This is a genomic window from Mesorhizobium sp. M6A.T.Ce.TU.016.01.1.1, from assembly GCF_003997065.1.
GTDB classification, from domain to species: domain Bacteria; phylum Pseudomonadota; class Alphaproteobacteria; order Rhizobiales; family Rhizobiaceae; genus Mesorhizobium; species Mesorhizobium mediterraneum.
In genome coordinates this window covers 173,838-199,897 of the sequence record NZ_RZTJ01000003.1, presented here as the reverse complement: position 1 = coordinate 199,897, position 26,060 = coordinate 173,838, and the positions used below count along the sequence as shown (strand labels likewise).

At 62.2% G+C, this 26,060-nt stretch carries 28 protein-coding genes; 16 read left to right on the top strand and 12 right to left on the bottom strand.

The window, feature by feature from the left end:
- The first annotated feature begins 71 nt into the window (after positions 1-71).
- From EOC94_RS07105 to EOC94_RS07085, 5 genes are all read left to right on the top strand, one after another.
- The gene (locus EOC94_RS07105; protein WP_127289404.1) at positions 72-1,142 is read left to right on the top strand and encodes a BMP family ABC transporter substrate-binding protein; all 1,071 of its coding nucleotides are present in this window, start codon (positions 72-74) and stop codon (positions 1,140-1,142) included.
- A 61-nt stretch (positions 1,143-1,203) separates the two neighbouring features.
- The gene (locus EOC94_RS07100) at positions 1,204-2,727 is read left to right on the top strand and encodes an ATP-binding cassette domain-containing protein (protein WP_245465515.1); all 1,524 of its coding nucleotides are present in this window, start codon (positions 1,204-1,206) and stop codon (positions 2,725-2,727) included.
- A complete protein-coding gene (locus tag EOC94_RS07095; protein ID WP_095483690.1) occupies positions 2,724-3,770 on the top strand; it encodes an ABC transporter permease in 1,047 nt (348 codons plus the stop codon). Before EOC94_RS07100 ends, EOC94_RS07095 begins: the two co-directional genes overlap by 4 nt.
- Positions 3,755-4,648 carry an ABC transporter permease gene (locus EOC94_RS07090; RefSeq protein WP_126103543.1) on the top strand — a complete coding sequence of 298 codons (894 nt, stop codon included), beginning with the start codon at positions 3,755-3,757 and terminating at the stop codon, positions 4,646-4,648. Before EOC94_RS07095 ends, EOC94_RS07090 begins: the two co-directional genes overlap by 16 nt.
- Before the next feature lie 68 nt (positions 4,649-4,716).
- A complete protein-coding gene (locus tag EOC94_RS07085) occupies positions 4,717-6,228 on the top strand; it encodes an amidohydrolase (protein ID WP_127289400.1) in 1,512 nt (503 codons plus the stop codon).
- A gap of 71 nt (positions 6,229-6,299) precedes the next feature.
- Here EOC94_RS07085 and EOC94_RS07080 read toward each other — a convergent pair whose 3' ends face one another.
- The 8 genes from EOC94_RS07080 to EOC94_RS07045 all read right to left on the bottom strand — a co-directional run bounded on the left by EOC94_RS07080 (position 6,300) and on the right by EOC94_RS07045 (position 13,366).
- On the bottom strand, positions 6,300-7,646 hold the full coding sequence (locus tag EOC94_RS07080; protein ID WP_127289398.1) for an FAD-binding oxidoreductase: 1,347 nt from the start codon (positions 7,644-7,646) through the stop codon (positions 6,300-6,302).
- 174 nt (positions 7,647-7,820) lie between these two features.
- A complete protein-coding gene (locus tag EOC94_RS07075) occupies positions 7,821-8,087 on the bottom strand; it encodes a hypothetical protein (protein WP_126103546.1) in 267 nt (88 codons plus the stop codon).
- A 71-nt stretch (positions 8,088-8,158) separates the two neighbouring features.
- On the bottom strand, positions 8,159-8,914 hold the full coding sequence (locus EOC94_RS07070) for a cyclase family protein (protein ID WP_185928184.1): 756 nt from the start codon (positions 8,912-8,914) through the stop codon (positions 8,159-8,161).
- A 173-nt stretch (positions 8,915-9,087) separates the two neighbouring features.
- A complete protein-coding gene (locus EOC94_RS07065; protein WP_095483684.1) occupies positions 9,088-9,522 on the bottom strand; it encodes a type II 3-dehydroquinate dehydratase in 435 nt (144 codons plus the stop codon).
- 4 nt (positions 9,523-9,526) lie between these two features.
- Positions 9,527-10,828: a TRAP transporter large permease gene (locus EOC94_RS07060; RefSeq protein WP_095483683.1), complete on the bottom strand. Its 1,302-nt coding sequence runs from the start codon at positions 10,826-10,828 to the stop codon at positions 9,527-9,529.
- Positions 10,825-11,343, bottom strand: a complete 519-nt coding sequence (locus tag EOC94_RS07055) for a TRAP transporter small permease subunit (protein WP_095483993.1) — start codon at positions 11,341-11,343, stop codon at positions 10,825-10,827. Before EOC94_RS07055 ends, EOC94_RS07060 begins: the two co-directional genes overlap by 4 nt.
- A gap of 79 nt (positions 11,344-11,422) precedes the next feature.
- Positions 11,423-12,409, bottom strand: coding sequence for a TRAP transporter substrate-binding protein DctP (dctP, locus tag EOC94_RS07050; RefSeq protein ID WP_127289394.1), 987 nt, complete (start codon positions 12,407-12,409; stop codon positions 11,423-11,425).
- A 48-nt stretch (positions 12,410-12,457) separates the two neighbouring features.
- Positions 12,458-13,366, bottom strand: a complete 909-nt coding sequence (locus EOC94_RS07045) for a shikimate dehydrogenase (RefSeq protein WP_126103548.1) — start codon at positions 13,364-13,366, stop codon at positions 12,458-12,460.
- A 178-nt stretch (positions 13,367-13,544) separates the two neighbouring features.
- Here EOC94_RS07045 and EOC94_RS07040 point away from each other — a divergent pair, with 178 nt between their 5' ends.
- The 7 genes from EOC94_RS07040 to EOC94_RS07010 all read left to right on the top strand — a co-directional run bounded on the left by EOC94_RS07040 (position 13,545) and on the right by EOC94_RS07010 (position 19,830).
- On the top strand, positions 13,545-14,231 hold the full coding sequence (locus EOC94_RS07040) for a TetR/AcrR family transcriptional regulator (RefSeq protein WP_127203916.1): 687 nt from the start codon (positions 13,545-13,547) through the stop codon (positions 14,229-14,231).
- Positions 14,232-14,315: 84 nt separating this feature from the next.
- The gene (locus EOC94_RS07035; RefSeq protein WP_127289392.1) at positions 14,316-16,208 is read left to right on the top strand and encodes a sugar phosphate isomerase/epimerase and 4-hydroxyphenylpyruvate domain-containing protein; all 1,893 of its coding nucleotides are present in this window, start codon (positions 14,316-14,318) and stop codon (positions 16,206-16,208) included.
- A gap of 5 nt (positions 16,209-16,213) precedes the next feature.
- Positions 16,214-17,014 carry a 3-oxoadipate enol-lactonase gene (pcaD, locus tag EOC94_RS07030; RefSeq protein WP_127203927.1) on the top strand — a complete coding sequence of 267 codons (801 nt, stop codon included), beginning with the start codon at positions 16,214-16,216 and terminating at the stop codon, positions 17,012-17,014.
- The gene (gene pcaC / locus EOC94_RS07025; protein ID WP_127203914.1) at positions 17,011-17,415 is read left to right on the top strand and encodes a 4-carboxymuconolactone decarboxylase; all 405 of its coding nucleotides are present in this window, start codon (positions 17,011-17,013) and stop codon (positions 17,413-17,415) included. Before pcaD ends, pcaC begins: the two co-directional genes overlap by 4 nt.
- The gene (gene pcaH, locus EOC94_RS07020; protein ID WP_127203913.1) at positions 17,412-18,170 is read left to right on the top strand and encodes a protocatechuate 3,4-dioxygenase subunit beta; all 759 of its coding nucleotides are present in this window, start codon (positions 17,412-17,414) and stop codon (positions 18,168-18,170) included. The genes pcaC and pcaH overlap by 4 nt, the downstream gene beginning before the upstream one ends.
- Positions 18,170-18,784: a protocatechuate 3,4-dioxygenase subunit alpha gene (gene pcaG / locus EOC94_RS07015; RefSeq protein WP_127203912.1), complete on the top strand. Its 615-nt coding sequence runs from the start codon at positions 18,170-18,172 to the stop codon at positions 18,782-18,784. The genes pcaH and pcaG overlap by 1 nt, the downstream gene beginning before the upstream one ends.
- Positions 18,781-19,830 (top strand): 3-carboxy-cis,cis-muconate cycloisomerase, encoded by a 1,050-nt coding sequence (locus EOC94_RS07010; protein ID WP_127289390.1) that lies wholly within the window; start codon positions 18,781-18,783, stop codon positions 19,828-19,830. The genes pcaG and EOC94_RS07010 overlap by 4 nt, the downstream gene beginning before the upstream one ends.
- Positions 19,831-19,874: 44 nt before the next feature.
- On the opposite strand, the gene EOC94_RS07005 is transcribed toward EOC94_RS07010, so the two are convergent.
- From EOC94_RS07005 to EOC94_RS06995, 3 genes are read right to left on the bottom strand one after another with little or no spacing between them, the layout of a single operon-like run.
- The gene (locus EOC94_RS07005; RefSeq protein WP_210212064.1) at positions 19,875-20,135 is read right to left on the bottom strand and encodes a hypothetical protein; all 261 of its coding nucleotides are present in this window, start codon (positions 20,133-20,135) and stop codon (positions 19,875-19,877) included.
- Position 20,136: 1 nt separating this feature from the next.
- Positions 20,137-20,808: a 3-oxoacid CoA-transferase subunit B gene (locus EOC94_RS07000; protein ID WP_127203910.1), complete on the bottom strand. Its 672-nt coding sequence runs from the start codon at positions 20,806-20,808 to the stop codon at positions 20,137-20,139.
- Position 20,809: 1 nt separating this feature from the next.
- Positions 20,810-21,541, bottom strand: coding sequence for a 3-oxoacid CoA-transferase subunit A (locus EOC94_RS06995; RefSeq protein ID WP_127203909.1), 732 nt, complete (start codon positions 21,539-21,541; stop codon positions 20,810-20,812).
- A 138-nt stretch (positions 21,542-21,679) separates the two neighbouring features.
- Between EOC94_RS06995 and EOC94_RS06990 the strand changes: the two genes are divergently transcribed.
- Positions 21,680-22,441: an IclR family transcriptional regulator C-terminal domain-containing protein gene (locus EOC94_RS06990; RefSeq protein WP_127289388.1), complete on the top strand. Its 762-nt coding sequence runs from the start codon at positions 21,680-21,682 to the stop codon at positions 22,439-22,441.
- A 190-nt stretch (positions 22,442-22,631) separates the two neighbouring features.
- Here EOC94_RS06990 and EOC94_RS06985 read toward each other — a convergent pair whose 3' ends face one another.
- On the bottom strand, positions 22,632-23,537 hold the full coding sequence (locus EOC94_RS06985; RefSeq protein ID WP_095483669.1) for a LysR family transcriptional regulator: 906 nt from the start codon (positions 23,535-23,537) through the stop codon (positions 22,632-22,634).
- Positions 23,538-23,672: 135 nt separating this feature from the next.
- Here EOC94_RS06985 and pxpA point away from each other — a divergent pair, with 135 nt between their 5' ends.
- From pxpA to EOC94_RS06970, 3 genes are all read left to right on the top strand, one after another.
- The gene (gene pxpA, locus EOC94_RS06980) at positions 23,673-24,395 is read left to right on the top strand and encodes a 5-oxoprolinase subunit PxpA (RefSeq protein WP_095483992.1); all 723 of its coding nucleotides are present in this window, start codon (positions 23,673-23,675) and stop codon (positions 24,393-24,395) included.
- 66 nt (positions 24,396-24,461) lie between these two features.
- Entirely contained in the window at positions 24,462-24,695 is a 234-nt protein-coding gene (locus tag EOC94_RS06975; protein WP_013533152.1) for an acetyl-CoA carboxylase, read from the top strand.
- Positions 24,695-26,059 carry an acetyl-CoA carboxylase biotin carboxylase subunit gene (locus EOC94_RS06970; RefSeq protein ID WP_127289386.1) on the top strand — a complete coding sequence of 455 codons (1,365 nt, stop codon included), beginning with the start codon at positions 24,695-24,697 and terminating at the stop codon, positions 26,057-26,059. The genes EOC94_RS06975 and EOC94_RS06970 overlap by 1 nt, the downstream gene beginning before the upstream one ends.
- Position 26,060: the final 1 nt, after the last annotated feature.

Sequence of the window (26,060 nt, the reverse complement as noted above, 5' to 3'; positions counted from 1 at the left end):
ACGACCGGGCGGCGAAGCCACCCCAATAAGAAGTTGCAGATATCGAACCTCTAGAGCAAGGAAAAGGGAACATGACCAACAAGACTTCAAATGAAATGAATGTGCTGCACCGGCCGGTCGGCCGCCGCAGGCTCCTCAAGGCCTCGGCAGGATTGGCTGCCTTTACAATGGCGGGCGGCCTGCTGACAGCTGCCGCGCACGCTTCGGGCGGCCTCGTGGCGCTGGTTCACACGCAGGCGGCAGGCGATGCCGGTCCGGTCGACTCGATGATTGCCAAGCTCAAGCAGCTCTCCGAGGAGCAAGGCTTCCAGTATCGCGCGGTATACGCTCAGGACCCGGCGACCTACGAGACCATTTTCCGTACGCTGGGCGATGCTGGTGCGGCAGTGATCGTCTCGACCTTCAACGAGGTCGCGGAACCCTTCAAGGCGCTCGCTCCCTCCTATCCCAATACCAAGTGGATCCAGCTGTTTGCAGATCCCTTCGAGCCGGCGATCCCGAATGTCGTCACCGTTTCCTATGATTACTATCTGGGCTGCTATCTCTCCGGCATTTTCGCCGCGCGTGTGAGCAAAGCAGGAAAGCTCGGCTTCATTGGCGGTGTTTCCATTCCGCCGATCAATGCCGACTACAATGCGTTCAAGGCAGGCGCCCAGTCCGTGCGTCCAGACGTATCCGTCGCCATTGCATTCGCGGGCTCTTTCCAGGACCCGGCCAAGGGCCAGGAAATCGCCACGCAGATGTACTCGAGCGGTATCGACTTCATCCAGACCGACGCCGCGGCAACCGACTTCGGCATCATCGCCGCCGCAAACGAGGCGGAAGGCCGCCTGGTGAGCGTGCTCGACCCGGCTCAGTTCCCGCAGGGGCCAAAGTCCGTGATCTCGATCGTAGGCCTCGACTTCGGCACCTCGCTTTACAACGAGGTCACGAAGGCACTCGGCAGCGATTTTTCCGGTGGCACACATGAGCATACCGGCCTTGGAACAGGCGTCATCGACTTCATTCCGTCGCCCCTCTTCACGCAGCAGGGACCGGCTGACATCATCGCCAAAGGCAAGGAGGCAGGGGCAGAAATAGCGGCGGCGCGCGCAGCGATCCTCGATGGGTCGCTGAAGGTGCCGTTCAATACGAGCCTCTGACCTTCGACTGGATCATGCTGCGGTGACCGAGGACAGATCCCCTATATTTGAATGCCGCAATGTGACTGTGCGCTACGATCACATTGTCGCGCTCTCCGATGTCGGAGCAGTCTTCGAACGTGGCATGATCCACGCCGTGGTCGGCCAAAACGGCGCGGGCAAGACGACTTTTGCCCGAGTCCTGGCCGGTCTCGTGCGCCCTGCATCGGGCGAGCTCAAAATCGACGGCCGCCCGCTTGCGGGTGGAAACGTGAGGGATGCCCGGCGTTCGGGCGTCGAACTCGTCCACCAGAGTTTTGCCCTTCCCCCCTCTTTCACGGTTGCCGAAGCAATGCAGTTCGGCGCGGAAGGTGGAGGGCTATTCACAAAGGCAGCCCTCGAAAAGCGGTGGCAGCATCATCTCGATGCGCTCCATGTGAAGGTGAAGGCCAAGCAGCGTATCCGCGACCTGCCTGTGGAAACCCAGCAGAGTGTTGAAATCGCCAGAGCCCTCGTCTCGGATGCGAAGCTCCTCATCCTGGATGAGCCGACCGCGGTCCTGTCTCCCGAAGGCGCTGAGAAGCTTTTCGATCGGATTCGACGTCTCAAGGAGCGCGGCGTCACGGTCATCCTCATCCTGCACAAGATCCGGGAGGTTCTGGCGATTGCGGATACGGTGACGGTTCTGCGCGGTGGAAAGCTCGTCGACGGGCCACTATCCTGCGACGGGATTGATGCGGATCGGCTGGCCGAGCTCATCATCGGGCCAGCCGCCGCCCGCAATCTCAGCTCGGATGACAAGGCGGCTTTGACAGGCGCAGCAGTGATCACCCATGCCGAACAGCATGTTGCGGACACCGGTGCCGCCCCAGTCCTCAAGATGCGCGCCGTTTCCACGCGACGCGATCCCGAAGGCCCGGCACTCGACGAGGTCAGCCTCGACGTTCGCCCCGGGGAAATCGTCGGCGTGGCCGGCGTCGAGGGCAATGGGCAGAGAACGCTTGTGCGCGCGATCTCGGCACTGGCCGATATCGTCAGCGGCGATATCTCCATCGACAGGATGGACGTGACCCGCGCACCACTCGCTGCACGAGGGGCGGCCGGACTGCGCGTCATTCCCTTCGAACGGAATGTCGAAGGCCTTAGCCTGACCAGCTCTCTTTGGGAAAACTGGTCGGCGCGCGGTCTCCTTCAGAGACCGCTCCTGTCCGCCATCAGCCCCTCTGCTCTGCGCAAGCAATGCGATACCGCCCTCAAGCAATGGGATGTCCGCTATTCCGATGTCGGTCAGCGGGCCGGCTCGCTGTCGGGCGGGAACGCCCAAAAGGTGATCCTGTCGCGTGAGATGGACGAAAACGCCCGTCTTATTCTTGCGGCGCAGCCCACGCGAGGTCTCGATATCGGCGCAACGTCGTTCGTATGGCAATCGATGCTCGATGCGCGGGCGCGCGGGTGCGGTCTGCTGTTCATCTCTTCGGATCTCGACGAGATCTTCGATATCTCGGACCGCGTCGTTGTCATGCTGTCCGGGCGCATCGTCGCCGAGTTCCGTCCACCCTATGACATCACAGCCGTCGGCGCAGCCATGACAGGAGTGATCGGATGATCGATCGGTTCGTCTCCGTTTTCCGCGCGCTGATCTTCATCCTGATCGCCCTTGCGCTTTGCGGGGTTATCTTTCAGGCCGCCGGCTATTCGGCGCCCCTGATGTTCCAGTCGATCGCCGATGGCGCTTTCCTCAGACCCGGCGCCCTGCAACAGGCACTTCGTTGGGGGCTTCCCCTGTTCATCACGGCTGTCGGCGTGGCCGTCTCCTTCCGGGCGGGCTATTTCAACATCGGCGCCCAGGGCCAGTTCTACATGGGAGCCATCGCGGCCGCGTTCATGGCCGAATGGCTTGACGGCGCACCGGCGCCGATCCTCATGACCGCCTGCTTCTTCGCCGGCATGTCGGGTGGTGCGTTGTGGGCTTTCTGGCCCGGGCTCCTGCGGCTGAAATCCGGCGCGGACGAGGTGATCACCACGCTTATGGGCAATTTCATTGCCGGTCTGGTGCTGCTTTATGTGACGGCCGGACCGCTCAAGGACCCATCGGGCACCGGGCAGCAGGCGTCAAGCCGCCCGCTCGACAGCGCTTACCGGATCAGCGACTCGCTCGGATTGTCTCCGACGATCATCGCCATCGCCGTTCTGGTCGGCCTGGCAATGTGGTTTCTGGTCAACAGAACCGCCTTCGGCGTGCTCTCCGGCCTTGCCGGCCGCAATCCGACGATGGTCGAGTGGCAGGGCGCGAAGACATGGCGCATCGGGCTCGCAAGTTTCCTGCTCAGCGGCGCGCTCGCCGGTCTTGCCGGCACGATAGAGTTCATGGGGCCCAACGGACGACTGACCGGCGGTTTCCTGCCGGGCCACGGCTTCACCGCAATCCTCATCGCACTCGTCGCCAACTTCTCGGTCGTCGGCACGGCTATCGTGTCGCTGTTCTTCGGTGGGCTAGCGTCCGCCGCCCTCTACCTGCCGATCATGGCCGGCCTGCCGTCGTCGGCAATCGACATCATCAACGCAGCCATTGCTCTGTTCATCACCGCGAAATCCAGCGCCGTCGACCGGATAGCAAAACTCGGAGGACGGATATGGAAGACTTCGTAATCGCCATCCTGCGGTCGGGCACTCCGCTGATCTACGTGACCCTTGCCGGCGTCATCGCCCAGCGAGCCGGCATCTGGCATCTCGGCCTCGAAGGCCTGATGATTACCGGCGCTTGCGCAACGATCCTCGGCATCGTGCTTACGCAATCGATCTGGATCGCGCTTCTCGGTGCGATCACGGCGTGCGTCCTCGGCTCAATCCTGTTCTGGTTCGTGGTGGAGAAGCTCAAGGCCAACCAGATCATTGCCGGCCTCGGGCTTACAGGGCTCGGCCTCGGAGGAACCGCGCTTGCCGTGCAGTCGATTTTTGGAACGCAGGCCGCAGTCAGCGCACCCTTCGGCCTGCCGCGCATAGGACCCGCCTTCGGGGCGTTCGGGTCGCTTTCGATCCTCGTCGTCATGATGCCGGTGATCGTCTTCGCGATGTGGGTTGTCTTGCGGCGAACCCGTTTCGGCCTGCGTCTGGCGGCGTCGGGCGAGCATCCCTTTGCCGCGCGCGGTGTGGGTGTCAATCCGGCGGCAATGCGCCTCGTCGCGCTGATGACCGGCGGCGTGCTTTGCGCGCTCGCAGGCGCTGAGCTTGCTGCGGGGAGCCTTCAGATCTTTGCGCAGAACATGACAGCCGGCCGCGGCTTCATGGGATTTGCCGCCGTCATATTCGGCGCGGGTCATCCAATTGGCGCGACTCTGGCAGCCGTGTTCTTCGCCGTCGTTGGTGCGCTCGGCATCAGGGCGCAGCTCGCCTTCGGCGACCGCGTCCCGCACGATCTGCTGCTCGCCTTGCCTTACATAGCCACCGTTCTCGGCATCTGGCTCAGCACGCAGCTGCGCGGCGGCACCAAGGCCGCCAGCGGCTTCGGTGAGCTGCGCGACCAATAGACACCAGGCTGGCATCGCACCGGACCGGCAGCCGGGCGCGTACAGCGCGACACGAGCAGGACATGCCCATGCCCCAGACACTGATCAAGAACGCCACCCTTTTGACGATGTGCGCCCGGAACGGAAGCAAGCCGTTCCAAGGCGACATTCTTATCGAGGACGGCCGCATCTCTGCCGTCGGACAGAACCTCGTGGCTTCGCCGGATGCCACCCTCATCGACGGCCAAAACCGGCTGGTAATGCCGGGCCTCGTCAATGCCCATGCCCATTCGGGCGAAACCTTCTTTCGCGGCCGATATGAAGGCATGCCGCTAGAGCTCTGGCTTCTCTACGCCTACCCCCTGCTGATGGGCCCTGTCGTCGACGAGCGACTTCTCTACCTGCGCAGCCTTCTCCTCGCGATGGAATCGCTGCGCAGCGGCGTCACGACGATATGCGACGACTTCTTCGATCCGCCTGCGCACGACCTCTCACGGCTGTCAGTCGTCTTCAGGGCCTATGAGGACGCGGGCATCCGCGCCAATGTGTCGAGCGCGGCCATGAACGTGCATGCGCTGGACGCCCTGCCCTACGCCCGCGAGGTGATGCCGCTCCACCTGCAGCAGAAGCTCGATTTCGGGCCGCCGATGTCGACCGACGCCTATATGGACTACTGCCGTTCCGCCTTCGCGTCGCTGCATGGCAGGGCCGGCCGGCTCAATTTCATGATCGCACCGTCAGCGCCGCAACGCTGTACCCCGGACTTGCTGCAAGCCTGCCATGCACTCGCCGTTGACATGGGCGTGCCGCTACACACGCATATCCTGGAAACCAAGACACAGGCCGTGACCGGCCATGAAGTCTACGGCAAGAGCCTGATCGGCTATATGAGCGATCTCGGCGTGCTGTCGCGCAACACGACGATCGCCCATTCCGTCTGGGTGAGCGACAAGGACATCGCGACGATGGGCGAGGCAGGGTGCTCCGTTGCCCACAATGCCATTTCCAACCAGAAGCTCGGCGCCGGCATTGCTCCCATTCGCCGCCTGATGAATGCAGGCATAACCGTTGGTCTCGGGACCGATGGCATGTCGTCGAACGACACGGCGCGCATCTTCGACGTCATGCGGGTGGCCGGGCTGATCCACAGTGTTTCCGGCCCGGATTATGACCAGTGGATCCGTGCTGAGGAAATCCTGACCATGGCGACGATCGGCGGCGCACGCAGTGCCATGCTGGAGAATGTCACCGGTTCGCTCGAAGTCGGCAAGGCCGCTGATCTGCTGATCCTCGATCTCACCACCCTCAGCTTCACCCCGCTCAACGATATCGCCAAGCATCTCGTCTATGCCGAGAACGGTTCTTCCATCGAAACGGTGATGATAGCGGGGCAGATCGTCGTCCATGACGGCCGCCTGCAAACGATCGACGAAGCCGCCATACTGGCCGAGATCCGTGAGCTTGTCCCGGCGTACCTCGCCGCGCACGCCGAACTGGAGACACTGAACGCGGTGTTCCACTCCGCCATGGCGGAAATCCATCGGCGCGCCACGTCGAAGGACATCGGGATGAACCGCTATGCCGGAAATCAGGGCGCATGAGCCTGCGTAGCGGGCACCATCATTCCGCCGGCGACATGCCTCAAGCACCGTCATTATGGTCGGTATGGGGGCTACAAGGCTGGCCCCAATCGGATCGGGCTGCCGTCGCTGAATCGCGAGATGCGGAACCGATTGAGGTTGTGGCCAACCTCATTACCCTGGATCAGGTCCGACACGACGCGGCCTATGCCGGGCCCGATGCCGAAACCGTGGCCGCTCATCCCGGTCGCAACGACGAGGCCTGGAATCTCGGCTACGCGGTCGACGATGGGCACCACGTCCGGCATCGCATCGATCATGCCCGCCCAGCTCGCCTTCAGCCGCACGTCCTTGACCTGAGGGAAAAGCGCCCTGAACCCGCGCTCGATCGAGCGGAGCCCGGAGGGTTCGGGAGCGGGGTTCAGGATGCGCATCCGCTCGAACGGACTTTCCTGGGTCGCGTCCCACTTGCGCGGCGTCGACCAGGCATCCGGATATCCCATTGGCGCCGCCGGCAGGTATCGCGTGCCCAGGGGATTTGCCCTCAAGGCGGGAACGTATTTGATCGCATGCCGGAATGCGTCCGGGCCGACATAGAGCTGGCTGGCACCGCCCGACGCGAGCGTATAGCCGCCATCCTGCCGCCGCCGGAAGGCGATGTGTTCGTCGGTGGCTGCCCCCGCATAGATCTCGGGCATCGGCTCGGTCGCGGCGACGGTCGACCTGACGCTGAGCTGCGGGATCGAGATGCCATGCGCGCGCAGGAAGAGCGACGTCCACGCGCCGCTGGCGACGAGAACATTCGAGGTAGCGATGTGGCCCCTTTCGGTCCAGACGCCGCTGATCCGACCGCCGGATCGGTCAAGCATCCGCGCCGCGCAATTCTCGATGATCGTGACGCCTTCCCGGGCGGCCAGGCGAGCGATCGCCGGCACGGCAACCCAAGGCTCGGCCCGCATGTCCGACGGGGTTATCATTCCGCCCTTGTAGCGCCGCGACATGGCGGGGATCAGATCCACGACCTCATTCGGGTCGAGGAGGCGTGTGTCGACACCGTGTGCGCCGGCGATCCGCACGAACGCAGCAAACGCGGCCATCTCCGTGTCGGTCCGCGCAAGGTATGTGATCCCGGTCTGCCTCAGACCGATATCCTCGCCGCACTCTTCGGCAAGTTGCTGCCAGAGTTGGCGCGCTTCGATCATGATCGGCAGTTCGTCAGCGTCGCGGCCTTGCTGCCGGATCCAACCCCAGTTGCGCGATGACTGCTCGGCCGCGATGCGGCCCTTCTCGACAAGCGTGACCGAGATGTTCCGTCGCGCCAGAAACAGTGCCGTCATCACGCCGATGATGCCTCCGCCAACGATCACGACGTCGGATGTCTTCGGCAACAGCGCCTGAAACTGCACCGGGGTGGCTTCGCTGAACGGGAAGGTTGTCAATGGCAGCCTGTCTTTCTCTTGGTCACATCGACACCTTATCCGCACACTTCTGCCGGCGGCATCGGTCGGCAGGACATCGCAGACGATCGCATTCAGCTGTTATCCAGACAGGCCGCCAGCGTCTCCGAGAATATCCGGATACCCACCGGAATCAGTTCGTCGCGGAAGTCATATTCAGGAGGACGGACCCGTGGCCAGTCGGGGCCGGACCCGAGAAAGAGCATCGCGGCCTTTGCGCCGCTCAGCCCGAACTGCCCGATCCTCCGAACCGACCGACGGCACCTTCTGGTCGCGCCGCCCAATACCCGCACGCTCCAATCCGTTGGCGAGGATAGCCGTCGCCTCGGGCTCGTTGATGGAAGCGGCAAAGACGTCGTCATACTCGTGCGCGCAGAGGAGTCCGTGGTGATTGCGCTTGGTCTTCTTGGCGATCTGGGCCATCCAGCCCTCGATTTTTCAAACGGCTCTCAAGCCCGCAGATCGTCTTTTACCGCAGTCGCCACCGGGTGGATCTAGAGAAGCGCGATCACCCGAGTCGGCCCGCCGGTCGCGCCCCTCACCTTCGGAATCCCGAGGAAGAGACGCGCCCCGACTTCAGGAATCGCGTCTAGATTTGCAAGGCACTCGACGCCCCAGCGACCGCTTCCAAGCCATTCGTAGTGGACGGGAAACGCCCCGCCCGAATTAAGCCCCGTGTCGAGGGAGAGGGTGTCGACCCCAATGCCCTTAACATTTCGCTCGCCTATCAGGAATTGCGCAGTCTCGACGTGAAAGCCGGGGGTATGATTTCTCTTCTCGCCGTCATTGCCGGTGAACTTTGGATCGTCCAGAAGCTTGTGCCATCCGGAATTCATCACCACACAGCATCCCTCCGGAAGAGGCCCGTTCTTTGCCTCCCACGCTTTGATATCGTCGGGGGTGAGAGATGTGTCCGCATTCTCGGCCGCCCGCGAAGCAATATTGATGACTGCGACAGGCACGATCAGGTCGGAGATGGGAATCAGATCGGCCGTCAAGCCATCGGCAGAAAAATGGATGGGCGCGTCCATATGGGTGCCACTGTGTTCGACGATCGTCCAGCGGTTCAGGTTCACCTTGTCCTTTGCGAAGGTGACCAAATGTTCGACGGTGAACCATTTCTCGCCGCTAAAGGTCGGAAACCCTTCATAGAGCGTGTGCGAAAGGTCGACCGTCTCGGTGAAGCTCGTTGGAGCGGCCTGGGCTTGTGGCGTGCCAGGAAACGCCGCGGCGGCGGCGCCGAGGCCCAAAGTGAAGCCGGTTTTGAGAAGACCTCTACGTGTGGCTTTCTCACAGATTGAATGCAGGCATCCCGGAGGGCACATGTTTTTTCCTTCCCATTGGCGATCTTAACGAGACGATTGTCGTACTATCCAGTTAGTATATTCCCGCTGCGGATTTCACGCCTTGCCTGTGGCCTTACCTAACCTTCCATCAGTTGCTTCAGCGAATTGACCGCGGTGGCGTATCCTCGCGGCCCCAAACCGGCGATGACTGCCGTCGCCACCGTCGAGACGAGCGATTTGTGATAGATTTCCTCGCGTCGGTGGATGTTAGAAATGTGGAGCTCAACGATCGGTCCAGGAAACATCTTGAGCGCGTCGAGGATGGCAATCGAGGTGAACGAGAAGCCGGCCGGGTTGATGATGATGCCGGCGCCGTCGTCGATCGCCTCGTGGATCCAGCCGACGATCTCACCCTCGAAATTCGACTGGTGAAAGCGGACTGGAAGCCCGTCTGCGGCCTTCCGGCACATCGTCTCGATCTCGGCAAGCGTCGTCGTCCCGTAGATTTCCGGCTCGCGGCTGCCCAAGCGATTGAGGTTTGGACCGTTGAGAACGAAGATTGGCTTGGTCATGGTCCTATCCTTGATAGCCCAGCAGGCGCGGCAGCCACAGCACCAGCGATGGGAAGAAGGTGATCAGCATCAGGGCGGCAATCATGGCGTAGAGAAACGGCATTACGTCATGCACCAGGTCGCGCAGCGGCACCTCTGCGATGCGGGTCATGATGAACAGCAGCAACCCGTATGGCGGGGTGACGAGGCCGAGCATGATGTTGACGACGACCATCACGCCGAAATGCACCATGTCGACACCGAGCGCCTTCGCCGTCGGAATCAGCACCGGCACGATCACCAGCAGAATAGTCGTGCCCTCCAGCACGCAGCCCAGGATCAGCAGCAGGATGTTGACGAGGATCAGGAAACCCATCGGCGAAAGATCCCAGGACTGCAGGATCACCGACAGGGACTGCGGAATGTTCTCAACCGTGACAACGTAGTTGAACACCAGGGCGCCGGCGATGAGCATGCCGATCGAGGCCGTGGTGCGGGCGCTGTTGAGAAGCGCATGGTAGAGCTGAACCGGCGTCACGCTGCGATAGATCGCGACCGAGATGAGCAGCGCGTAGCCGGCGGCGACCGCCGCAGCCTCGGTCGGGGTCATCACGCCGCCCCTTATGCCGACCAGCAGAACGACCGGCAGCATCAGCGCCGGAAACGCTCGCAAGGTGATCCCCGGAAATTCCCTGAGCGGCACCGGCTTCTCGACCGGAAAGTTCTTCCGGCGCGCATCGATGGCGACGATGATCATCTGCGACAGGGCGAGAAGAAGGCCCGGCACGATACCCGCAATGAAGAGGTAGCCGATGGATGCATCCGAGATCAGCGCATAGATGACCAGCGGAATTGACGGAGGAATGATCGGGCCGATCACGGAGGTGACGGCTGTCAGCGCAGCGGCATAGCTCGCCGGGTACTTGCCATCCTTGGTCATGAGCTGCTGCATCATCTTGCCGGTGCCCGCGGCGTCGGCAATGGCCGAGCCGGACATGCCGGCGAAGATGATCGACTGCAGCACGTTGACCTGCGCCAGGCCGCCGCGGAAACGGCCGACGACAGCGTTGCAGAATTGCAGCAGCCGGTCGGTCATTGTTCCGGCGTTCATCAACTCCGCGGCGAGAATGAACATCGGCACGGCAAGCAGAATGTAGCTCGTGTAGAGCCCGTTGAGGAGCTGCTCGGCGGACGTGCCCATGTCGAGCCCTGCTAGCCAGAGATAGAGGATCGACCCGGCGATCATCGAGTGACCGATCGGCAGGCCAAGCAGGGCCAGCGCTGTGATCGCAACGACCGACAGCGAAAAGGGACTCGCGAGGCTCATACGCCGGAACTCGCTTTCGTCGGGTCAAATTCCGCCGGCGCTTCGCCCCGGAGAGCACGCCACGCGAGCCATAGGTAGCGGGCAATCACGGCGACCACGAAGACGAGGTAGATCGAGAACAGCCAGTCGAAGCGTATCTTGAGGTAGGCGGTGCTCTCGACCTTCATGAAGGTCACATAGTCGAAGACGGCCGGAAAGGACCAGCCATAGAGCGCGACGAGAGCGATCGCGAAGGCGAGCGTCATCGCTCGCCTTATGTTCGGACCGACTGCGGCATAGAGGAGATCAAAACGGATTTCCTCTTCCTCACGAACGACGAACGCTGCGCCGAACAGCACAACCCAAATCCAGAGCACGACGGTGAGCTCGTTGCTCCAGCCGGTCGGCCAGTTGAGAAGGTAACGAAAAGCAACCTGCAGAAGAAACGCGGCGAACATGGCGCCGATTGCGATGGCGATGGCGTTCTCGGCGCGCCGGTATAGCCAGCCGCCGACCTTTCTCAATCCCGGGTTCATCATGCCTCCCTGGCGTCGTCTGGCTAAACGAGTTTGGGCCAGCCGGTCACAAGCGGACCGGCTGGCGAGTTTTGTCGCGTCAAAGCGCGTTGATCTTGTCGATCATCCCGGCCGGCCATTCCTTGGCGAGGTCAGAGGCAAGATATTGCTCCTGCACGTGCTTGCGGAATGCAGCGACGTCGGGCTCGTAGATCTTCAGGCCTTTGCCCTTGAATGTTTCAACGAGTTCCTTCTCGCGCGTCAGGTGTTTTTCTGTCGAGAAGTCGATCGCCTTGTCCGCCGCGGCCTGGATCTTTGCCTGCTTCTCGGCCCCCATCTCGTCCCACAATTTTTTCGAGATGCTGAGAAGGTCGAAACCGACAAGGTGCGAGGTGAGCACGATCTGCGACATGACCTCGTAGAACTTCATGTTCTCGACGTTGGGCAGAGGGTTGTCCTGCCCATCGATCGCTCCTGTCTGCAGGCCAGTATAGACCTCTGCGTAGGCCATCGGCGTAGGATTCGCGCCGAGCGCCTGGCCGAGGAATTGCCAGGCGTCGCCACCCGGCATGCGCAGCTTGACGCCGGCCAAGTCGGCGGGAGTCTTGATTTCCTTATCGGGCTTCAGGCCGACCTGACGCAGGCCGAAATAGGTGGGGCCGAGCACCCTCACGCCGAGTTGGTCCTCGATCATCTTCTTCAGCTCCGCGCCGGCGTCGCTGGCAAAGAAGGCCTTGAGATGCGCGGCGTCGCGGAACAGGTAGCCGGCGGTGACGATAGACCAGGCCGGAATCTGCTTGGAGATGTCCTGCGGGGCGATGTTGCCCATTTCGAGGTTGCCGCGCTGGATGGCGACAAGCTCGGTGCCCTGCTTGAACAGGTTGCCGCCGTAGTAGCCCTCGAAAGCAAAGTCGTCCTTGATGGCGTCAGCGAACATTTTCATCATCTCAGCCCGGATGTCCTGTTCCGAGAACACGGCCGAGAAACGCAGCTTTGGTTTGTCCTGCGCGAAGGCGGGGACAGCGGTTCCGGCGGCAAATGCGCCGGCAGCGATCATAAACATGCGTCGGTTCATTTCAGCTTTCATGTCGATTTCCTCCCAGTGGTCTTCATGCGGCTATAGGCGTCATTGAGTTCATGCGGCGGCCTCGAAGTGATCTGCCATGGCGCGGCGGTCGGCCTTGCGCCCGGTGAAGAGCTCGAACGCGCGGACGGCCTGATAGATCGCCATGCCGATGCCCGGCAGCGTTCTGCAGCCGATCTTACGGGCCGCGATCAACAACTCCGTTTCCATCGGAAAATAGACTATGTCGGCGACCCATTTTTCGGCCGTCAGAAGAGCCGTGTCGAACGGTGTTCCGGGGTATTTCGCCATGCCCACCGGGGTCGTGTTGACGATGCCGTTTGCCATGCGCACCGCTGCGGCCGGGTCCGGCCACGCCTCGACGCGGCCGCCGAACAAGGCGCCCATGCGCGACGCAAGATCCGAGGCGCGATCGGGTTGGCTGTCGACGACGAACAGCCGGCCAACGCCCATCTCCATCAGCGCGTTTGCGACTGCGGCGCCCGCTCCGCCGGCGCCGAACATGGCGACACTGCCCATCGATGCGCCTGTCATCGCTTCGCGAAAACTCTCCGCGAAACCCCAGCCGTCGGTGTTGTGGCCTTCCTTGCGTCCGCCAGCGAACACGATCGTATTCACCGCGCCTATCGCGCGCGCTTCGGGCGACAGCGCATCGAGGACGGGAATAACAGCCTGTTTAAACGGATGAGTGACGTTGAGGCCCTGAAAGCCCGCAATTTGCGCCGCCGCGATCAAGTCGCCGATCGCCGCGTCCGGAAATCCGAGCCTGTCGAAATCGAGCAAAAGGTACGAATAGCCGATGCCAAGGCGCCGGGCTTCACGCTCATGCATGCCGGGAGTGCGCGAGGACTGAATGCCGCGTCCGACAAGGCCAATCACGACCTTTTCGCTGTCGCCGCTAGCAGCGCTCTTGTGCTCGTCCGCAAGACGGCAAAGGAGGTCGACAAGGCTGTCGCCCATCTCCCGAGATTCCTCCCTGTGCGGGCCGCCTTCCTAGCCCAACTGCGGCAATTCTTGGATCGCCCTTGTGTTCACGACAAACGCGCCGGTAAATAAGTCCCTCGCGATTTGCGAATGATGTACTAACTGGTTAGTTTAGTCAATTGCCGGCTGGCGCCGGGGCGGGAACTCAAACTGCATGGCCGTTATCAAGAAGGAACGAAAGACGAAGCAGGACGCGAGCACGACGCGTATCCAGGACCCTGAGGGCACGCGCCGCAACATCCTGGAGATCGCCTCCAAGGAGTTTGCCCTCAACGGCTTGTCGGGCGCGCGCATAGACGAGATTGCGGCGCGCACACGCTTCAGCAAGCGCATGATCTACTACTACTTTGGTGACAAAGAGGGCCTCTACCTGCGCGCGCTCGAGAACGCGTATCGCCAGGTACGCGAGGGCGAGGCCCAACTCGATATCGAAGGTTTGCCCCCCGTGGCGGCACTGACGCGCCTAGTGGAGTTCACGTTCGACCACCATCACCGACACGAGGAATTCATCCGCATGGTGATGATCGAGAACATCCATCACGGCCAATACCTCGAACAATCGGATGCGATCCGCGATTTGAACGTGACTGCGATCGACCATATCTCTCGCATCTATTCACGCGGTGTCGAAGAGGGGGTCTTTCGGCCGGGACTCGACGCGGTCGAACTCCATTGGCAGGTAAGCGCGCTGTGCTTCTTCAACGTTTCCAATCGCGCCACCTTTTCGATGATCTTCGGACGCGACTTCGGCGCGCCGGCACAACTCGAGCGGCTCAAACGCAACAGCGTGGAGATGCTGTTGCGTTTTGTCGCGAAGGACGAAGCTTCCGCAGAACGCTAAGCGCGCCAAAACTTGCGGTGCTGCCAGCGTTGCCTTAATTATGTACGAACTGGTTCGTTCATAACAACCAGGGAGGAGGCGCGTTTGAAGACTTCGATCGCGACGGTGTCGATCGCCGGTGACCTGGCGGAGAAATTCGCGGCAATTTCCGCCGCGGGTTTCGACGGTGTTGAAATCTTCGAGAACGATTTCCTCGCCTTTGACGGCTCACCGCGCGACGTCGGCCGAATGGCTGATGACGCAGGTTTGACCATAACGCTCTTCCAGCCGTTCAGGGACTTCGAGGGTTTGCCGGAGCCCCAGCGTAGCCGCGCTTTCGACCGTGCCGAGCGCAAGTTCGACGCCATGCAGGAACTCGGCACCGACCTGATGCTGGTATGCTCGTCGGTGTCGCCGGTCTCGCTTGGCGGGATCGACCGGGCGGCCATGGACTTTCACGAGCTTGGCGAGCGCGCCGCCAAGCGCGGCCTGCGCGTCGGCTACGAGGCATTGGCCTGGGGGCGTCACGTCAACGATCATCGCGATGCGTGGGAAATCGTGCGCAGGACTGCGCATCCGAACATCGGGCTGGTTCTCGATTCTTTCCACACGCTAGCCCGCAGGATTGAGCTCGGCTCCATCCGTTCGATACCCGCCGACAAGATCTTCATTGTCCAACTCGCCGACGCGCCGTTGATCGAAATGGACTTGCTCTATTGGAGCCGGCACTTCCGCAACATGCCAGGCGAAGGCGATCTGCCGGTGCGACAGTTCATGCAGGCGGTCGCGGCAACCGGTTATGATGGCTATCTGTCGCTCGAGATTTTCAACGACCAGTTCCGTGGCGGGTCGGCAAAGGCGATCTCCGTCGACGGACGGCGTTCGCTAGTGTGGTTGATGGATCAGGTGCGGCGTGAAGAACCGGCACTTGACGTGGCTATCCCGCCCATGCCCGACCGCATCTGGGTTGGAGGGGTCGAGTTCATCGAGTTCGCGGCCGATCGCCCGGACGCCGGACAGCTTGGATCGCTGTTGCGCATGCTCGGCTTTGTCGAGGCCGGTCGACACGTCTCGAAGGACGTCACGCTCTACCGCCAGGGCGAGATCAATATTGTCATCAATACGGAGCGGCAGGGCTTCGCCCATTCTTCCTTTGTTGTCCATGGCACATCGGCATATGCGATGGGCCTGAAGGTCGAGGACGCCGCCGCCTCGGTTGCGCGCGCCGAGGCGCTGGGCGCGGAGATCTTTCACCAGCGGGTCGGCCCTGGCGAGCTGTCGATCCCGGCGATCCGCGGCGTCGGTGGCGGGCTGATCTACTTCCTCGACGCCAAGACCGACCTGGCGAAGGTCTGGGACATAGAGTTCACGCCGGTCATGCCGACAAGTTCCGGCAATGGCGTCGGCCTCACCCGCATCGATCATGTCGGGCAGACCATGGCACAGGAGGAGATGCCGAGCTGGCTGCTGTTCTATGTCTCGATCTTCAGGACGACCAAGACCCCTATGGTCGACATCGTCGATCCGGCCGGCCTCGTGCACAGCCAGGTGATCGAAGGTCTGGACAAGCGCTTCCGCCTCACGCTGAACGGCGCCGAGAGTCACCGCACCCTGGCTGGCCATTTCATCGCCGAAACCTTTGGTTCCGGCGTCCAGCATTTCGCACTCGCGACCGATGACATCTTTGCGACGGCGGCGAAGCTGCAGGCCAACGGCTTCGAACCGCTTCAGATATCGATGAACTACTACGACGACATAGAGGCGCGCTTCGGTTTGGATCCGGAGGTCGCCGATCGGTTGCGCTCAGCCAATATTCTTTATGACCGCGACGACAACGGCGAATTTTTTCAGCTCTATGCGCCGACATTCGGAGAGGGGTTCATTATCGAGTTTGTTGAACGGCGCGGCGCGTATGCAGGATATGGTGCGCCGAACGCACCATTCCGCATCGCCGCGCAAAAGCGGCTGATGCGGCCCAAAGGAATGCCAAAGATATGACCGGTATGAACTTTGCTCGCATCAACGACGCGACGATCCACTATCGGTATCGTCCCGCAGCTGGCAGGCCGACGGTCGTCTTCGCGAACTCGCTCGGCACGGATATGCGCATCTGGAACGAGGTCGAGCGAAGGCTCGCCAACGACTGCACGTTCGTTGCATTTGACAAGCGCGGACACGGTCTGAGCGAACTGGGTGACGCGCCGCAAACAATCGAGACCCATGCGACGGACCTTGCAGGGCTGCTCGACCATCTTGGCGCAAAACGCGCTGTGATCTGCGGGCTTTCGATCGGCGGCGTCATTGCGCAATGCCTTTACAAGACGCGGCCGGATTTGATCGAGGGGTTGATCCTTTGCGATACGGCAGCGAAAATCGGCACGGCCGAGATGTGGAACGGGCGCATCAACGCGGCGCTGTCGGAGGGCATCGCGAGCTTTGCCGACGACGTGATGCGAAAATGGTTCACACCGGATTTCCATAAGAATCGCGGCGAGGAACTGGCAGGGTATAAAACGATGCTGACGCGCCAGGATCCGGCCGGCTACGCTGCTGCCTGCGCAGCTATCCGCGACGCCGATTTGACCGCTACGACCGCCGCGATTAATGTGCCGACACTCTGCATTGTCGGCGATCAAGACGGATCGACGCCGCCTGAACTGGTGGAATCGCTGGCCCTCTCAATCCCCGCCTCACGGTTCGAGGTCATCGCCGGTGCGGGCCACATCCCATGCGTCGAGCAGCCGGGAAGGCTCGCAGGGCTGATCCGTGGCTTCCTGAACGACATGCGAAGGGAGCGCGAATGAGCAAGCCACAACACGGCGCCCGATACGTCGAAGGGATGACGACGCGCCGTTCGGTGCTGGGTGACGCCCATGTCGACCGCGCAGAGGCGGCCAAGACCGAATTTGACATTCCTTTCCAGGAACTGATCACGGAGGCTGCATGGAGCCACGTCTGGTCACGGCCGAACATCACCAAGCGCGAGCGTTCTATGATCACCATCGCGCTGCTCGCCGCGCTGAAGCAGGACGAAGAAGTCGCGATGCATATCCGCGCCAGCGTCAATACCGCGGCGACGCGCGACGACATACGCGAGGCGCTGCTGCATGTGGCAATCTATGCCGGCGTGCCGGCGGCAAATCACGCGATGAAGATCGCCAGAAAGACGTTCGACGAAATGGATGCTCAAGCCGGCAAATCATGACCAAGTCGCGCTTTCCCGCCAACCGCACGCCGGAACTCGGCGCCTTCTTTCAGCGCGACCGCAACTGGCATCCGCCGGCCTTCACGCCAGCCTACAAGACTTCGGTGCTGCGCTCGCCGCAACGGCCGCTTCTTTCCCTCGACAACACCCTGTCGGAGCTTACGGGGCCGGTCTTCGGCCACAATATTCTCGGTGAGCTGGACAATGACCTCATATACAATTTTGCCGGGCCGGGCGAAAGCGCGATCGGGCCGCGCATCCTCGTCTATGGCCGCGTACTCGATGAGCGCGGCATTGGCGTCGCCGGTGCGCTGCTGGAGATATGGCAGGCCAACGCAGGCGGACGCTACCGACACAAGAAGGAAACCTATCTCGCGCCGCTCGATCCGAACTTCGGCGGCTGCGGCCGCACCATCACCGGCGAGGATGGCTCCTATTGTTTCCGCACAGTCCAGCCGGGGCCATATCCCTGGCCCAACGGACCCAACGACTGGCGTCCAGCCCACATCCATTTCTCGATCTTCGGGCACGGCTTCGCGCAGCGCTTGATCACCCAGATGTATTTCGAGGGCGACCCGATGATCTGGAGGTGCCCGATCGTGCGGACCATCAACGACCGCCGCGCTATTGAAGGCCTCACCGCCGCGCTCGACATGGAGGCAACGATGCCGATGGATGCGCGGGCATACAAATTCGACATCGTGCTGCGCGGCCGCCGCTCGACGCTGTTCGAAAACCGCATTGAGGGCAGCTGATGGTCCAGGGTCTCAGCCGGCTGAAGGAAAGCGCCTCGCAGACTGCGGGACCTTACGTCCATATAGGGCTGACGCCCGACTTTGCCGGCATCTCGGGCATCTATGAACGCGACCTTGGCGCCGCGATGGTCAACGACAAGACCAAGGGCGAGCGCATCAGGGTCAACATCCGGGTGATCGACGGCGCCGGCTCGCCGCTGAAAGACGCGCTTGTGGAGATCTGGCAGGCGGACGCCGCCGGCATCTACAATTCGCCCTCGGATCTGCGCGGCTCCGCCGACCCGAATTTTACCGGCTGGGGCCGGCTGCCCACCGACATGACGACGGGCGAATGCATGTTCGAGACCATCAAACCCGGTCGCGTGCCCTTTTTTGACGGCCGCAAGATGGCGCCGCATTTGACGGTCTGGATCGTCGCGCGTGGCATCAACATTGGCCTTCACACCCGCATGTATTTCGGCGACGAGGAAACGGCCAACGCCGAGGATCCCGTCCTGATGCGTATTGAGCAAAGAGAGCGCGTGTCAACGCTGGTCGCGCCGCGCGATGGCGACATCTATAAGTTCGACATTCATCTTCAGGGCATGAACGAGACGGTCTTCTTCGACATATGATCGCAGCATTCGACAGTCCCCTCCTGTCCGGGCTTCTCGGCGATGAGAAGATGGCGACGCTGCTCGGCGTCGAGGCCGAACTTGCGACGATGCTGCAATTCGAGAAGGCGCTCGCCGACGCAGAAGGCGCACTCGGCATCGTCCCGGCGGCTGCAGCAAGCGCAATCGGACGCGTCCTCGACAACTTCCGGCCGGACATTTCGGCCCTGAGGGACGGAACGGCGCGCGACGGCGTCATGATGCCGGAGCTCGTGCGGCAGATCAGGCATGCTGTGGGAGAGCCGCATTCGGAGCATGTGCATTTCGGTGCGACCAGCCAGGACGTGATCGACACGGCCATGATCCTGCGAATTCGCGCCTGTATCGACCTGTTGGAAGAACGGCTTTCGGCACTGGTGGTCGCCTTTGCCGATCTCGGTCATCGGTTTGGCGATCGCCCGCTGATGGCCCGAACCCGAATGCAGGCAGCGATCCCGATTTCCGTAGCCGACCGCGTCACAAGCTGGCGCGAACCGCTCGTGCGCCACCACGAGCGGCTTCAATCGATGCGAAGATCGGTTCTCGTCATCCAGTTCGGCGGCGCCGTCGGGACACTCGAGAAGTTCGCAGACAAGGGAGCCGCCGTCCGTGCCGCGGTGGCCGAGCGGCTGAGCCTCGGCGACGCGCCGCAATGGCACAGCCAGCGCGACCGCATCGCTGAGCTGGCCAACTGGCTGTCGCTTGTGACGGGCGGCCTCGGCAAGTTCGGGCAGGACATTGCGCTGATGGCGCAGGCAGGCGACGAGCTGCAACTGGCGGGCGGCGGTTCATCGTCGGCCATGGCGCACAAGCGCAATCCCATCGATGCCGAGATGCTGGTGACGCTCGCCCGCTACAACGCCGTCCAGCTCTCCGGGACGCATCATGCGCTCGTCCACGAGCAGGAGCGCTCTGGCGCCGCCTGGATGCTGGAATGGTTGATCCTGCCGCAGATGCTCATGGCGGCTGGAGCATCGACCTGTGTCGCGGACAGGCTGCTGAGCAACATTACGGCGATCGGAGCCTAGAGCGGGATGCATTCAAATTAAACTGGACATCCCGCTCTATATATTTATCTTAGCTGCATTTCTGCGACGCCAATTGATTCCACTTGGCTGCAAAATGCTCGCGCCACGTTGCGATTGTCTTCGCCCGCCTGATTGGCGCAGCCGAAGATTACATCGTCCACGGCCTCCCAATCGACGCCACCGTTGCGCGCTAGCAACGCCTTGAGCGGAATGGCGCCGAGAACGTCGGCCCGTACCGAAGAGAGTGCCCCGCCAAAGCGGCCGATCGGCGTGCGGATATAGTCGCCAATGAAAACGTCCGTCATCCTAGAGTTCCGGGACGATCAGGTCGGCAACAGTGCCGGTCACCAGCAATTCGGCGCCAGTGACGGCCTGCAGATCATCGAGGGACAATGCGGGCAGCTTCTCGCGCAGGACGAAGCGCCCGCCCTCGATGTCGATCACCGCAAGCGAGGTATAGACGCGCGTCACGCAGCCGACGCCGGTCAGAGGCAGGGTGCAGCGCCTCAGAAGCTTCGGCTTGCCGTCTTTCGTCACGTGATCGGTAATCACCGCAACGCGCCGGGCACCATGGACGAGGTCCATCGCGCCGCCTACCGCCGGCACCCCATTTGGCCCTGTCGACCAGTTGGCGAGGTCGCCACTCTCGGCTACCTCATAGGCGCCGAGGATCGCCACATCCAGATGGCCGCCCCGCACCATGGCGAAGCTGTCCGCGTGGTGGAAGAACGCGGCGCCAGGCTTCAGCGTCACCGCCTTCTTGCCGGCATTGATTAGATCCCAGTCCTCTTCGCCTTTCGGCGGAGGCTCGCCGAAGCTCAGTATGCCGTTTTCGGTGTGAAAGATCGCCTCCCGACCGGGCGGCTGATACTGCGCCACCTTCTCGGGAAAGCCGATGCCGAGATTGACATAGGCGCCGTCCTGAATGTCCTGCGCGGCGCGCCAGGCGATCTGGTTGTTGGTCAGCTTCACAATCATCTCAGGCAATTTCCGGATAGACGGCGTTCGCGCGGTTCAGATCTTCTTCCTGCCGCGGATGGGCGACCGCGACCACCTTCTGGACGAAGATGCCGGGGGTGATGACGATTTCGGGGTCGATCCCTCCCTCCGGCACGATCCGCGTCGCCTGCACGACGGTCTCCGCCGCCGCCATGCACATCAGCGGATTGAAGTTCCTCGCGGCCGCCCGATAGGTGAGATTGCCATGGGCGTCTGCAATCTCCGCCTTCACGAGCGCTACATCGCACTTCAGCCAGCGTTCCTGCACATAGCACCGTCCGTCGAATTCAGCGACCGGCTTGCCCTTCGCGAGATCCGTTCCGTAGGACGTCGGCGTATAGAAGGCCGGGATTCCTGCCCCACCCGCGCGGATGCGCTCGGCAAGCGTGCCCTGCGGCACCAGCTCCAGCTCGATCTTCCCGGACAGATAGAGATCGGTGAACACCACCGGATCAGCAGAGCGCGGGAAGGAGCAGATCAGCTTCTTCACCATCCCGGCCCCGATCAGCGCGGCGAGGCCGACATGGCCGTTGCCCGCATTGTTGTTGATGATCGTCAGGTCCTTCGGGTGCCCCGTGGCGCGGAAACGGTCGATGAGCGCGTGGATCAACTCGATGGGCGAACCCGCCCCCCCAAAGCCTCCGATCATCACGGTCATGCCGTCTCCGATCCCCGCCACCGCCGTGGCGGGGTCTGCGACTGTCTTGTCCATCCGAGTTCCTCTCAGTTCCGTGGCACAAAACGCCTGCGGCAAAGCGAGGGATAGGCCCGGCCCGAGCTTCCGTCCATTCAGCTTGTGCGATATGATGCATTTGTTCGCATATCGCTCAAGATTGAGGTAAGAAGCAGCATGACCGTCACCGAACGCGACCTGATGGGCGGCCTCGCCAAGGGCCTGGCTGTGATCGAGACGTTCAGCCCCAACCACCCGCGCCAGTCGATCTCCAAGGTCGCGGCGGCCACCGGGCTAGATCGGGCGACGACACGGCGGTGCCTGCTGACGCTCGCACATCTCGGCTATGCCGATTATGACGGGAAGTTCTTCACGCTGACCCCGCGCGTGCTGCGGCTGGGCACCGCATGCCTCGCCACCATGCCGCTGCCGCAACTCGTGCAGCCGCTGCTCGACCAGTTGTCCGACGAGATCGGGGAAAGCTCCTCGGTCTCGATCCTCGATGGCGCCGAGATCGTCTATATCGCCCGCGCGGCGCAGCGAAAGGTGATGTCGATCACGTTGATGCCCGGCTCGCGCCTGCCGGCCTATTGCACCTCGATGGGCCGTGTGCTGCTCGCCGCCCTGCCCGAGGCCCAGGCGCGGGAGCGGCTCGGTTCCGTCCCCCTGCCCTGTCGCACCCCGCATACGCTTACGGAGCCCGAGGCGGTCATGGCCGAGCTGGCTCGCGTTCGGGCAGAAGGCTATGCCGTCATCGACCAAGAGGTCGAGATCGGCCTCCGCTCCATCGCGGTTCCCCTGGTGACGGCACGCCGTGTCATCGTCGCTGCCGTCAATCTCGGGTTGCCGGCCCGCAGCGAGCCGATCGAAGAGCTCGCAGCGCGCTATCTCCCGGCGCTTCAGACCGTCAGCTCGAGAATGCAGGAAATCCTACGCTGAACATGGTCGCGCAATGGTTCAGCCCGGACGACCGCGCCGGCGGGCGCGGAACCAACTCGCGACGCCTGTGTAGCGTGGCTCGCCAGTGGAAGCCGCTCCCAGAAGGACGCGATCGTCGCGGACTATTTCACGACCATCCGCTGTCCAACCAGCGAGCCTGAGGTAGAGCGTCTGTCTGACGGGCCGGCGGTTAGCCGCCGCCGCCCATGGTCACGGACATGAAGGCCCGGAAGGCCGCCGCCGCCGGGTCGATTGGTCTGTCACGCGACCAGGCCAGGCCGACATCCATAGTGGGGATCGGCTCGACAAGCCCGCGCACTTCGATGCGCTGCCCCTCCAAGGACCAGGGGCGGTAAACCATGTCGGACAGGACAGTGACCCCCATGCCGGCAGCCACGAGCGACCGCACGGCCTCGACCGAACTGGTGGTAAGGACGGCGCGGAGCGAAAGGCCCGCGGCATCCCAGTAACGGGCGGCCGTCGTGCGTGCCTCGTCCACCGTCAGCATGACATAATCTTCCGCCGCCACATCGGCGAGGCTGATTTCCTGCCGCGCGAGCAGATGATGATCAGCCGAAAGCCAGAGCCGGCGGTTCGATCGCATCAAGACCTCCTGCGCCAATTCCTCGGTGTGCTCCAGGTTGGACACCAGCATCACGGCCATGTCGATGTCCCCGCACATCAAGCCGCTTTCGAGAGCGTCTCGGGGCAGTTCCAGCACCTCGACCTCGATCTCGGGATAGGTCTTTCGAAACCGCGCGTAGTGGCGCGACATGTAGTAGCCGACGACCGTGTAGGTCATGCCCAGCCGCAGCTTGCCCGCCAGGCCTTTCCTATCGCGCAACGGGCTTCGGACGGCGGCTGCGACCGCCCCGGTGATAACACGCGCATGTTCAAGAAACCGCGCGCCCTCCATCGTCAATCTTACGCCAGCGTGGTTACGCTCCAAAAGCCGTACGCCCAGGTCAGCCTCAAGCGTCTTTATCGCCGCAGTGACCGCCGATTGTGAGATGTTGAGTTCCACCGCGGCATGACTGACCTGTCCGCTCTCGGCGGTCGCGATAAAATAATCAAGCTGTTTCAAGGTGATGGTCATGGTGCGCTCCGGCCCAGAACCATTATCTGTTTTTTTGATATGACAATCAATAAACTACTATTTCACAAATGCCCGCGCATGCGCAAAAAATGCTGCAACGCCGCAAAGACGGCAGCTTCGAGGGGTAACAATGCGATGGCGGTGACGCTAAACTGCGACATGGGCGAAAGCTTTGGCCTCTACAAGGTTGGTGATGATGTGGGCATGATGCCGATCATCGACGTTGCCAATGTCGCCTGTGGTTTTCACGCTTCCGATCCGGATCACATGCACGCCGCCGTCCGCAGCGCCAAGGCGAGTGGCGTAAAGATCGGCGCCCATCCAGGCTTGCCGGACATTCAGGGTTTCGGCCGGCGCGAGATGCGGCTGACCCGCGACGAAGTCAGGAACACCATCATTTACCAGGTGGGAGCGCTTGCCGGATTCCTCAAGGCCGAGGGTGTGGAACTCCACCATATCAAGCCGCATGGCAGCCTTTACTTCATGGCAATGCAGCAGGAGGCAATCGCCCATGGCGTGTGCGACGCGGCAGAGGTTTTCGGCGTACCCCTCTTCGGCATGACGGGCACCCTGCACGAGGAGATCTATCAAGAGCGCGGTATCCCATTCGTCGCCGAGTTCTATGCCGATCTCGACTACGATGCCTCTGGCAAGCTGATTCTGACACGCGTTCATGACGCTAAGGACCCCGCAGAGATGGCCGAGCGTTGCGTGCGCGCCATCAGCGAGGGTGAGGGCACCGCAGAGGACGGCAGTTTCTTCCCTGTACGCTGCGAAACCATCTGCGTGCATTCCGATACGCCGAACGCCATCGAAATAGCCAGGGCCGTGCGCACTGCAATCGCCCCTTGGCACTGAAGTCGACCGAAACCGCCCGCGCAGGCGGTTACAAATTAGCCTGTCAGCAGTTTTCCGGAGCTTTTTATGGCCCAGATCCTTTCGCCTCTTCCCGGCACTTTTTATCGGAGCGCTTCGCCAGACCAGCCGCCCTACAAGGCGGATGGCGACGCGGTTTCCGCCGGAGACGTAATCGGTCTCATCGAAGTGATGAAGTCGTTCCACGAAGTGAGGGCCGAGACGGCCGGTACGAACATCCGCTTCATTGCCGACAATGAGGACCCCATCATGGCCGGCGCACCTATTGCGGATCTCGACTGATGCTGAAAAAGCTTCTGGTTGCCAACCGGGGCGAGATAGCGGTCAGGATCATCCGGGCCGCACAAGATCTGGGCATCGCCACCGTGGCGGTGTACTCGGCCGCAGACGCGGGATCGCTCCACGTCCAGCTTGCAGACGAAGCGGTCAACATCGGCCCACCGGCAGCAAAGAAGTCCTATCTCAACGTCGAAGCAATTCTGAAGGCTGCCCGCGACACCGGTTGCGACAGCGTTCATCCTGGCTATGGTTTCCTTGCCGAGAATGCCGCGTTTTCCGACGCGGTCACAGGCGCTGGATTGGTCTTCGTCGGCCCGTCGGGAGATGCGATCCGGATGATGGGAGACAAGGTCTCGGCGCGATCGGCCGCTGCCGCTGCAGGTGTCCCTGTGGTGCCTGGCTCGGCTGGCCGAGTCGAGGGCCTCAAGGCTGGCCACGAGGTGCTGACCGAAACCGGTTTTCCGGTGATGATCAAGGCTGCGGCGGGCGGCGGCGGGCGGGGCATCCGCATTGCGAACTCGCTCGCAGAGTTCGAACAAGCCTTTCCTCAGGCCGAAGCAGAAGCTCTCGCCGCCTTTGGCGACGGTGGTCTCTACATGGAAAAGGTGATCGGCAAGGCCCGCCATATCGAAGTGCAGGTACTGGCAGACGGAAGCGATGCCATCCACTGCTACGAGCGGGAGTGCTCGCTGCAGCGGCGACGCCAGAAGGTTTGGGAGGAGGCGCCGTCGCGCGCACTTTCCGACAGGCTGCGCGAGGAGCTCTGCGCTTCGGCGGTCGCTTTGGCCAAGACGGTCAAATACTCTGGTGCCGGCACGGTGGAGTATCTTTATGGCGATGAAGCAGATCGCTTTTACTTCATCGAGATGAACACCCGTATCCAGGTTGAGCACCCGGTCACCGAGGCGATCACCGGCATCGACCTCGTTGCGGAGATGCTTCGCATCGCCGGCGGCGAGAAGCTGCGGATTCGGCAAGGCGATGTCTCCGTCAAGGGGCATGCGATCGAAGTCCGGCTCAATGCCGAAGACCCGGCGAAGGAGTTCGCTCCATTCCCCGGGCAGGTGGCCGAGCTTCGCATTCCCGGCGGTCCGGGCGTACGCTTCGATTCCATGCTCTACCAAGGCTATCAGGTGCCGCCCTTTTATGACTCGCTGCTTGCCAAGCTGATCGTGCATGCAGAGACGCGCGAGGCGGCGATAGTGCGCCTGATCCGCGCGCTCAACGAGTTGAAGATCGGCGGGCTCAATACCACCAAGCCGCTGTTTCTTGCGCTGGCCGCCGATCCGGCGGTGCGGGCGGGAGACGTGCATACCCGCTGGCTGGAAGGCTGGCTCATCGAAAACGCCGCAGCATTGGCGGGTTAAG

What these genes read in the sequence shown, in the direction of transcription:
- EOC94_RS07105 (WP_127289404.1), top strand. Translation starts at nt 72, where the DNA reads ATGACCAACAAGACTTCAAATGAAATGAATGTGCTGCACCGGCCGGTC.
- EOC94_RS07095 (WP_095483690.1), top strand. Translation starts at nt 2,724, where the DNA reads ATGATCGATCGGTTCGTCTCCGTTTTCCGCGCGCTGATCTTCATCCTG.
- EOC94_RS07090 (WP_126103543.1), top strand. Translation starts at nt 3,755, where the DNA reads ATGGAAGACTTCGTAATCGCCATCCTGCGGTCGGGCACTCCGCTGATC.
- EOC94_RS07085 (WP_127289400.1), top strand. Translation starts at nt 4,717, where the DNA reads ATGCCCCAGACACTGATCAAGAACGCCACCCTTTTGACGATGTGCGCC.
- EOC94_RS07075 (WP_126103546.1), bottom strand. Translation starts at nt 8,087, where the DNA reads ATGGCCCAGATCGCCAAGAAGACCAAGCGCAATCACCACGGACTCCTC.
- EOC94_RS07065 (WP_095483684.1), bottom strand. Translation starts at nt 9,522, where the DNA reads ATGACCAAGCCAATCTTCGTTCTCAACGGTCCAAACCTCAATCGCTTG.
- EOC94_RS07060 (WP_095483683.1), bottom strand. Translation starts at nt 10,828, where the DNA reads ATGAGCCTCGCGAGTCCCTTTTCGCTGTCGGTCGTTGCGATCACAGCG.
- EOC94_RS07055 (WP_095483993.1), bottom strand. Translation starts at nt 11,343, where the DNA reads ATGAACCCGGGATTGAGAAAGGTCGGCGGCTGGCTATACCGGCGCGCC.
- dctP (WP_127289394.1), bottom strand. Translation starts at nt 12,409, where the DNA reads ATGAAAGCTGAAATGAACCGACGCATGTTTATGATCGCTGCCGGCGCA.
- EOC94_RS07045 (WP_126103548.1), bottom strand. Translation starts at nt 13,366, where the DNA reads ATGGGCGACAGCCTTGTCGACCTCCTTTGCCGTCTTGCGGACGAGCAC.
- EOC94_RS07040 (WP_127203916.1), top strand. Translation starts at nt 13,545, where the DNA reads ATGGCCGTTATCAAGAAGGAACGAAAGACGAAGCAGGACGCGAGCACG.
- pcaD (WP_127203927.1), top strand. Translation starts at nt 16,214, where the DNA reads ATGAACTTTGCTCGCATCAACGACGCGACGATCCACTATCGGTATCGT.
- pcaC (WP_127203914.1), top strand. Translation starts at nt 17,011, where the DNA reads ATGAGCAAGCCACAACACGGCGCCCGATACGTCGAAGGGATGACGACG.
- pcaH (WP_127203913.1), top strand. Translation starts at nt 17,412, where the DNA reads ATGACCAAGTCGCGCTTTCCCGCCAACCGCACGCCGGAACTCGGCGCC.
- pcaG (WP_127203912.1), top strand. Translation starts at nt 18,170, where the DNA reads ATGGTCCAGGGTCTCAGCCGGCTGAAGGAAAGCGCCTCGCAGACTGCG.
- EOC94_RS07010 (WP_127289390.1), top strand. Translation starts at nt 18,781, where the DNA reads ATGATCGCAGCATTCGACAGTCCCCTCCTGTCCGGGCTTCTCGGCGAT.
- EOC94_RS07005 (WP_210212064.1), bottom strand. Translation starts at nt 20,135, where the DNA reads ATGACGGACGTTTTCATTGGCGACTATATCCGCACGCCGATCGGCCGC.
- EOC94_RS07000 (WP_127203910.1), bottom strand. Translation starts at nt 20,808, where the DNA reads ATGATTGTGAAGCTGACCAACAACCAGATCGCCTGGCGCGCCGCGCAG.
- EOC94_RS06995 (WP_127203909.1), bottom strand. Translation starts at nt 21,541, where the DNA reads ATGGACAAGACAGTCGCAGACCCCGCCACGGCGGTGGCGGGGATCGGA.
- EOC94_RS06990 (WP_127289388.1), top strand. Translation starts at nt 21,680, where the DNA reads ATGACCGTCACCGAACGCGACCTGATGGGCGGCCTCGCCAAGGGCCTG.
- EOC94_RS06985 (WP_095483669.1), bottom strand. Translation starts at nt 23,537, where the DNA reads ATGACCATCACCTTGAAACAGCTTGATTATTTTATCGCGACCGCCGAG.
- pxpA (WP_095483992.1), top strand. Translation starts at nt 23,673, where the DNA reads ATGGCGGTGACGCTAAACTGCGACATGGGCGAAAGCTTTGGCCTCTAC.
- EOC94_RS06975 (WP_013533152.1), top strand. Translation starts at nt 24,462, where the DNA reads ATGGCCCAGATCCTTTCGCCTCTTCCCGGCACTTTTTATCGGAGCGCT.
- EOC94_RS06970 (WP_127289386.1), top strand. Translation starts at nt 24,695, where the DNA reads ATGCTGAAAAAGCTTCTGGTTGCCAACCGGGGCGAGATAGCGGTCAGG.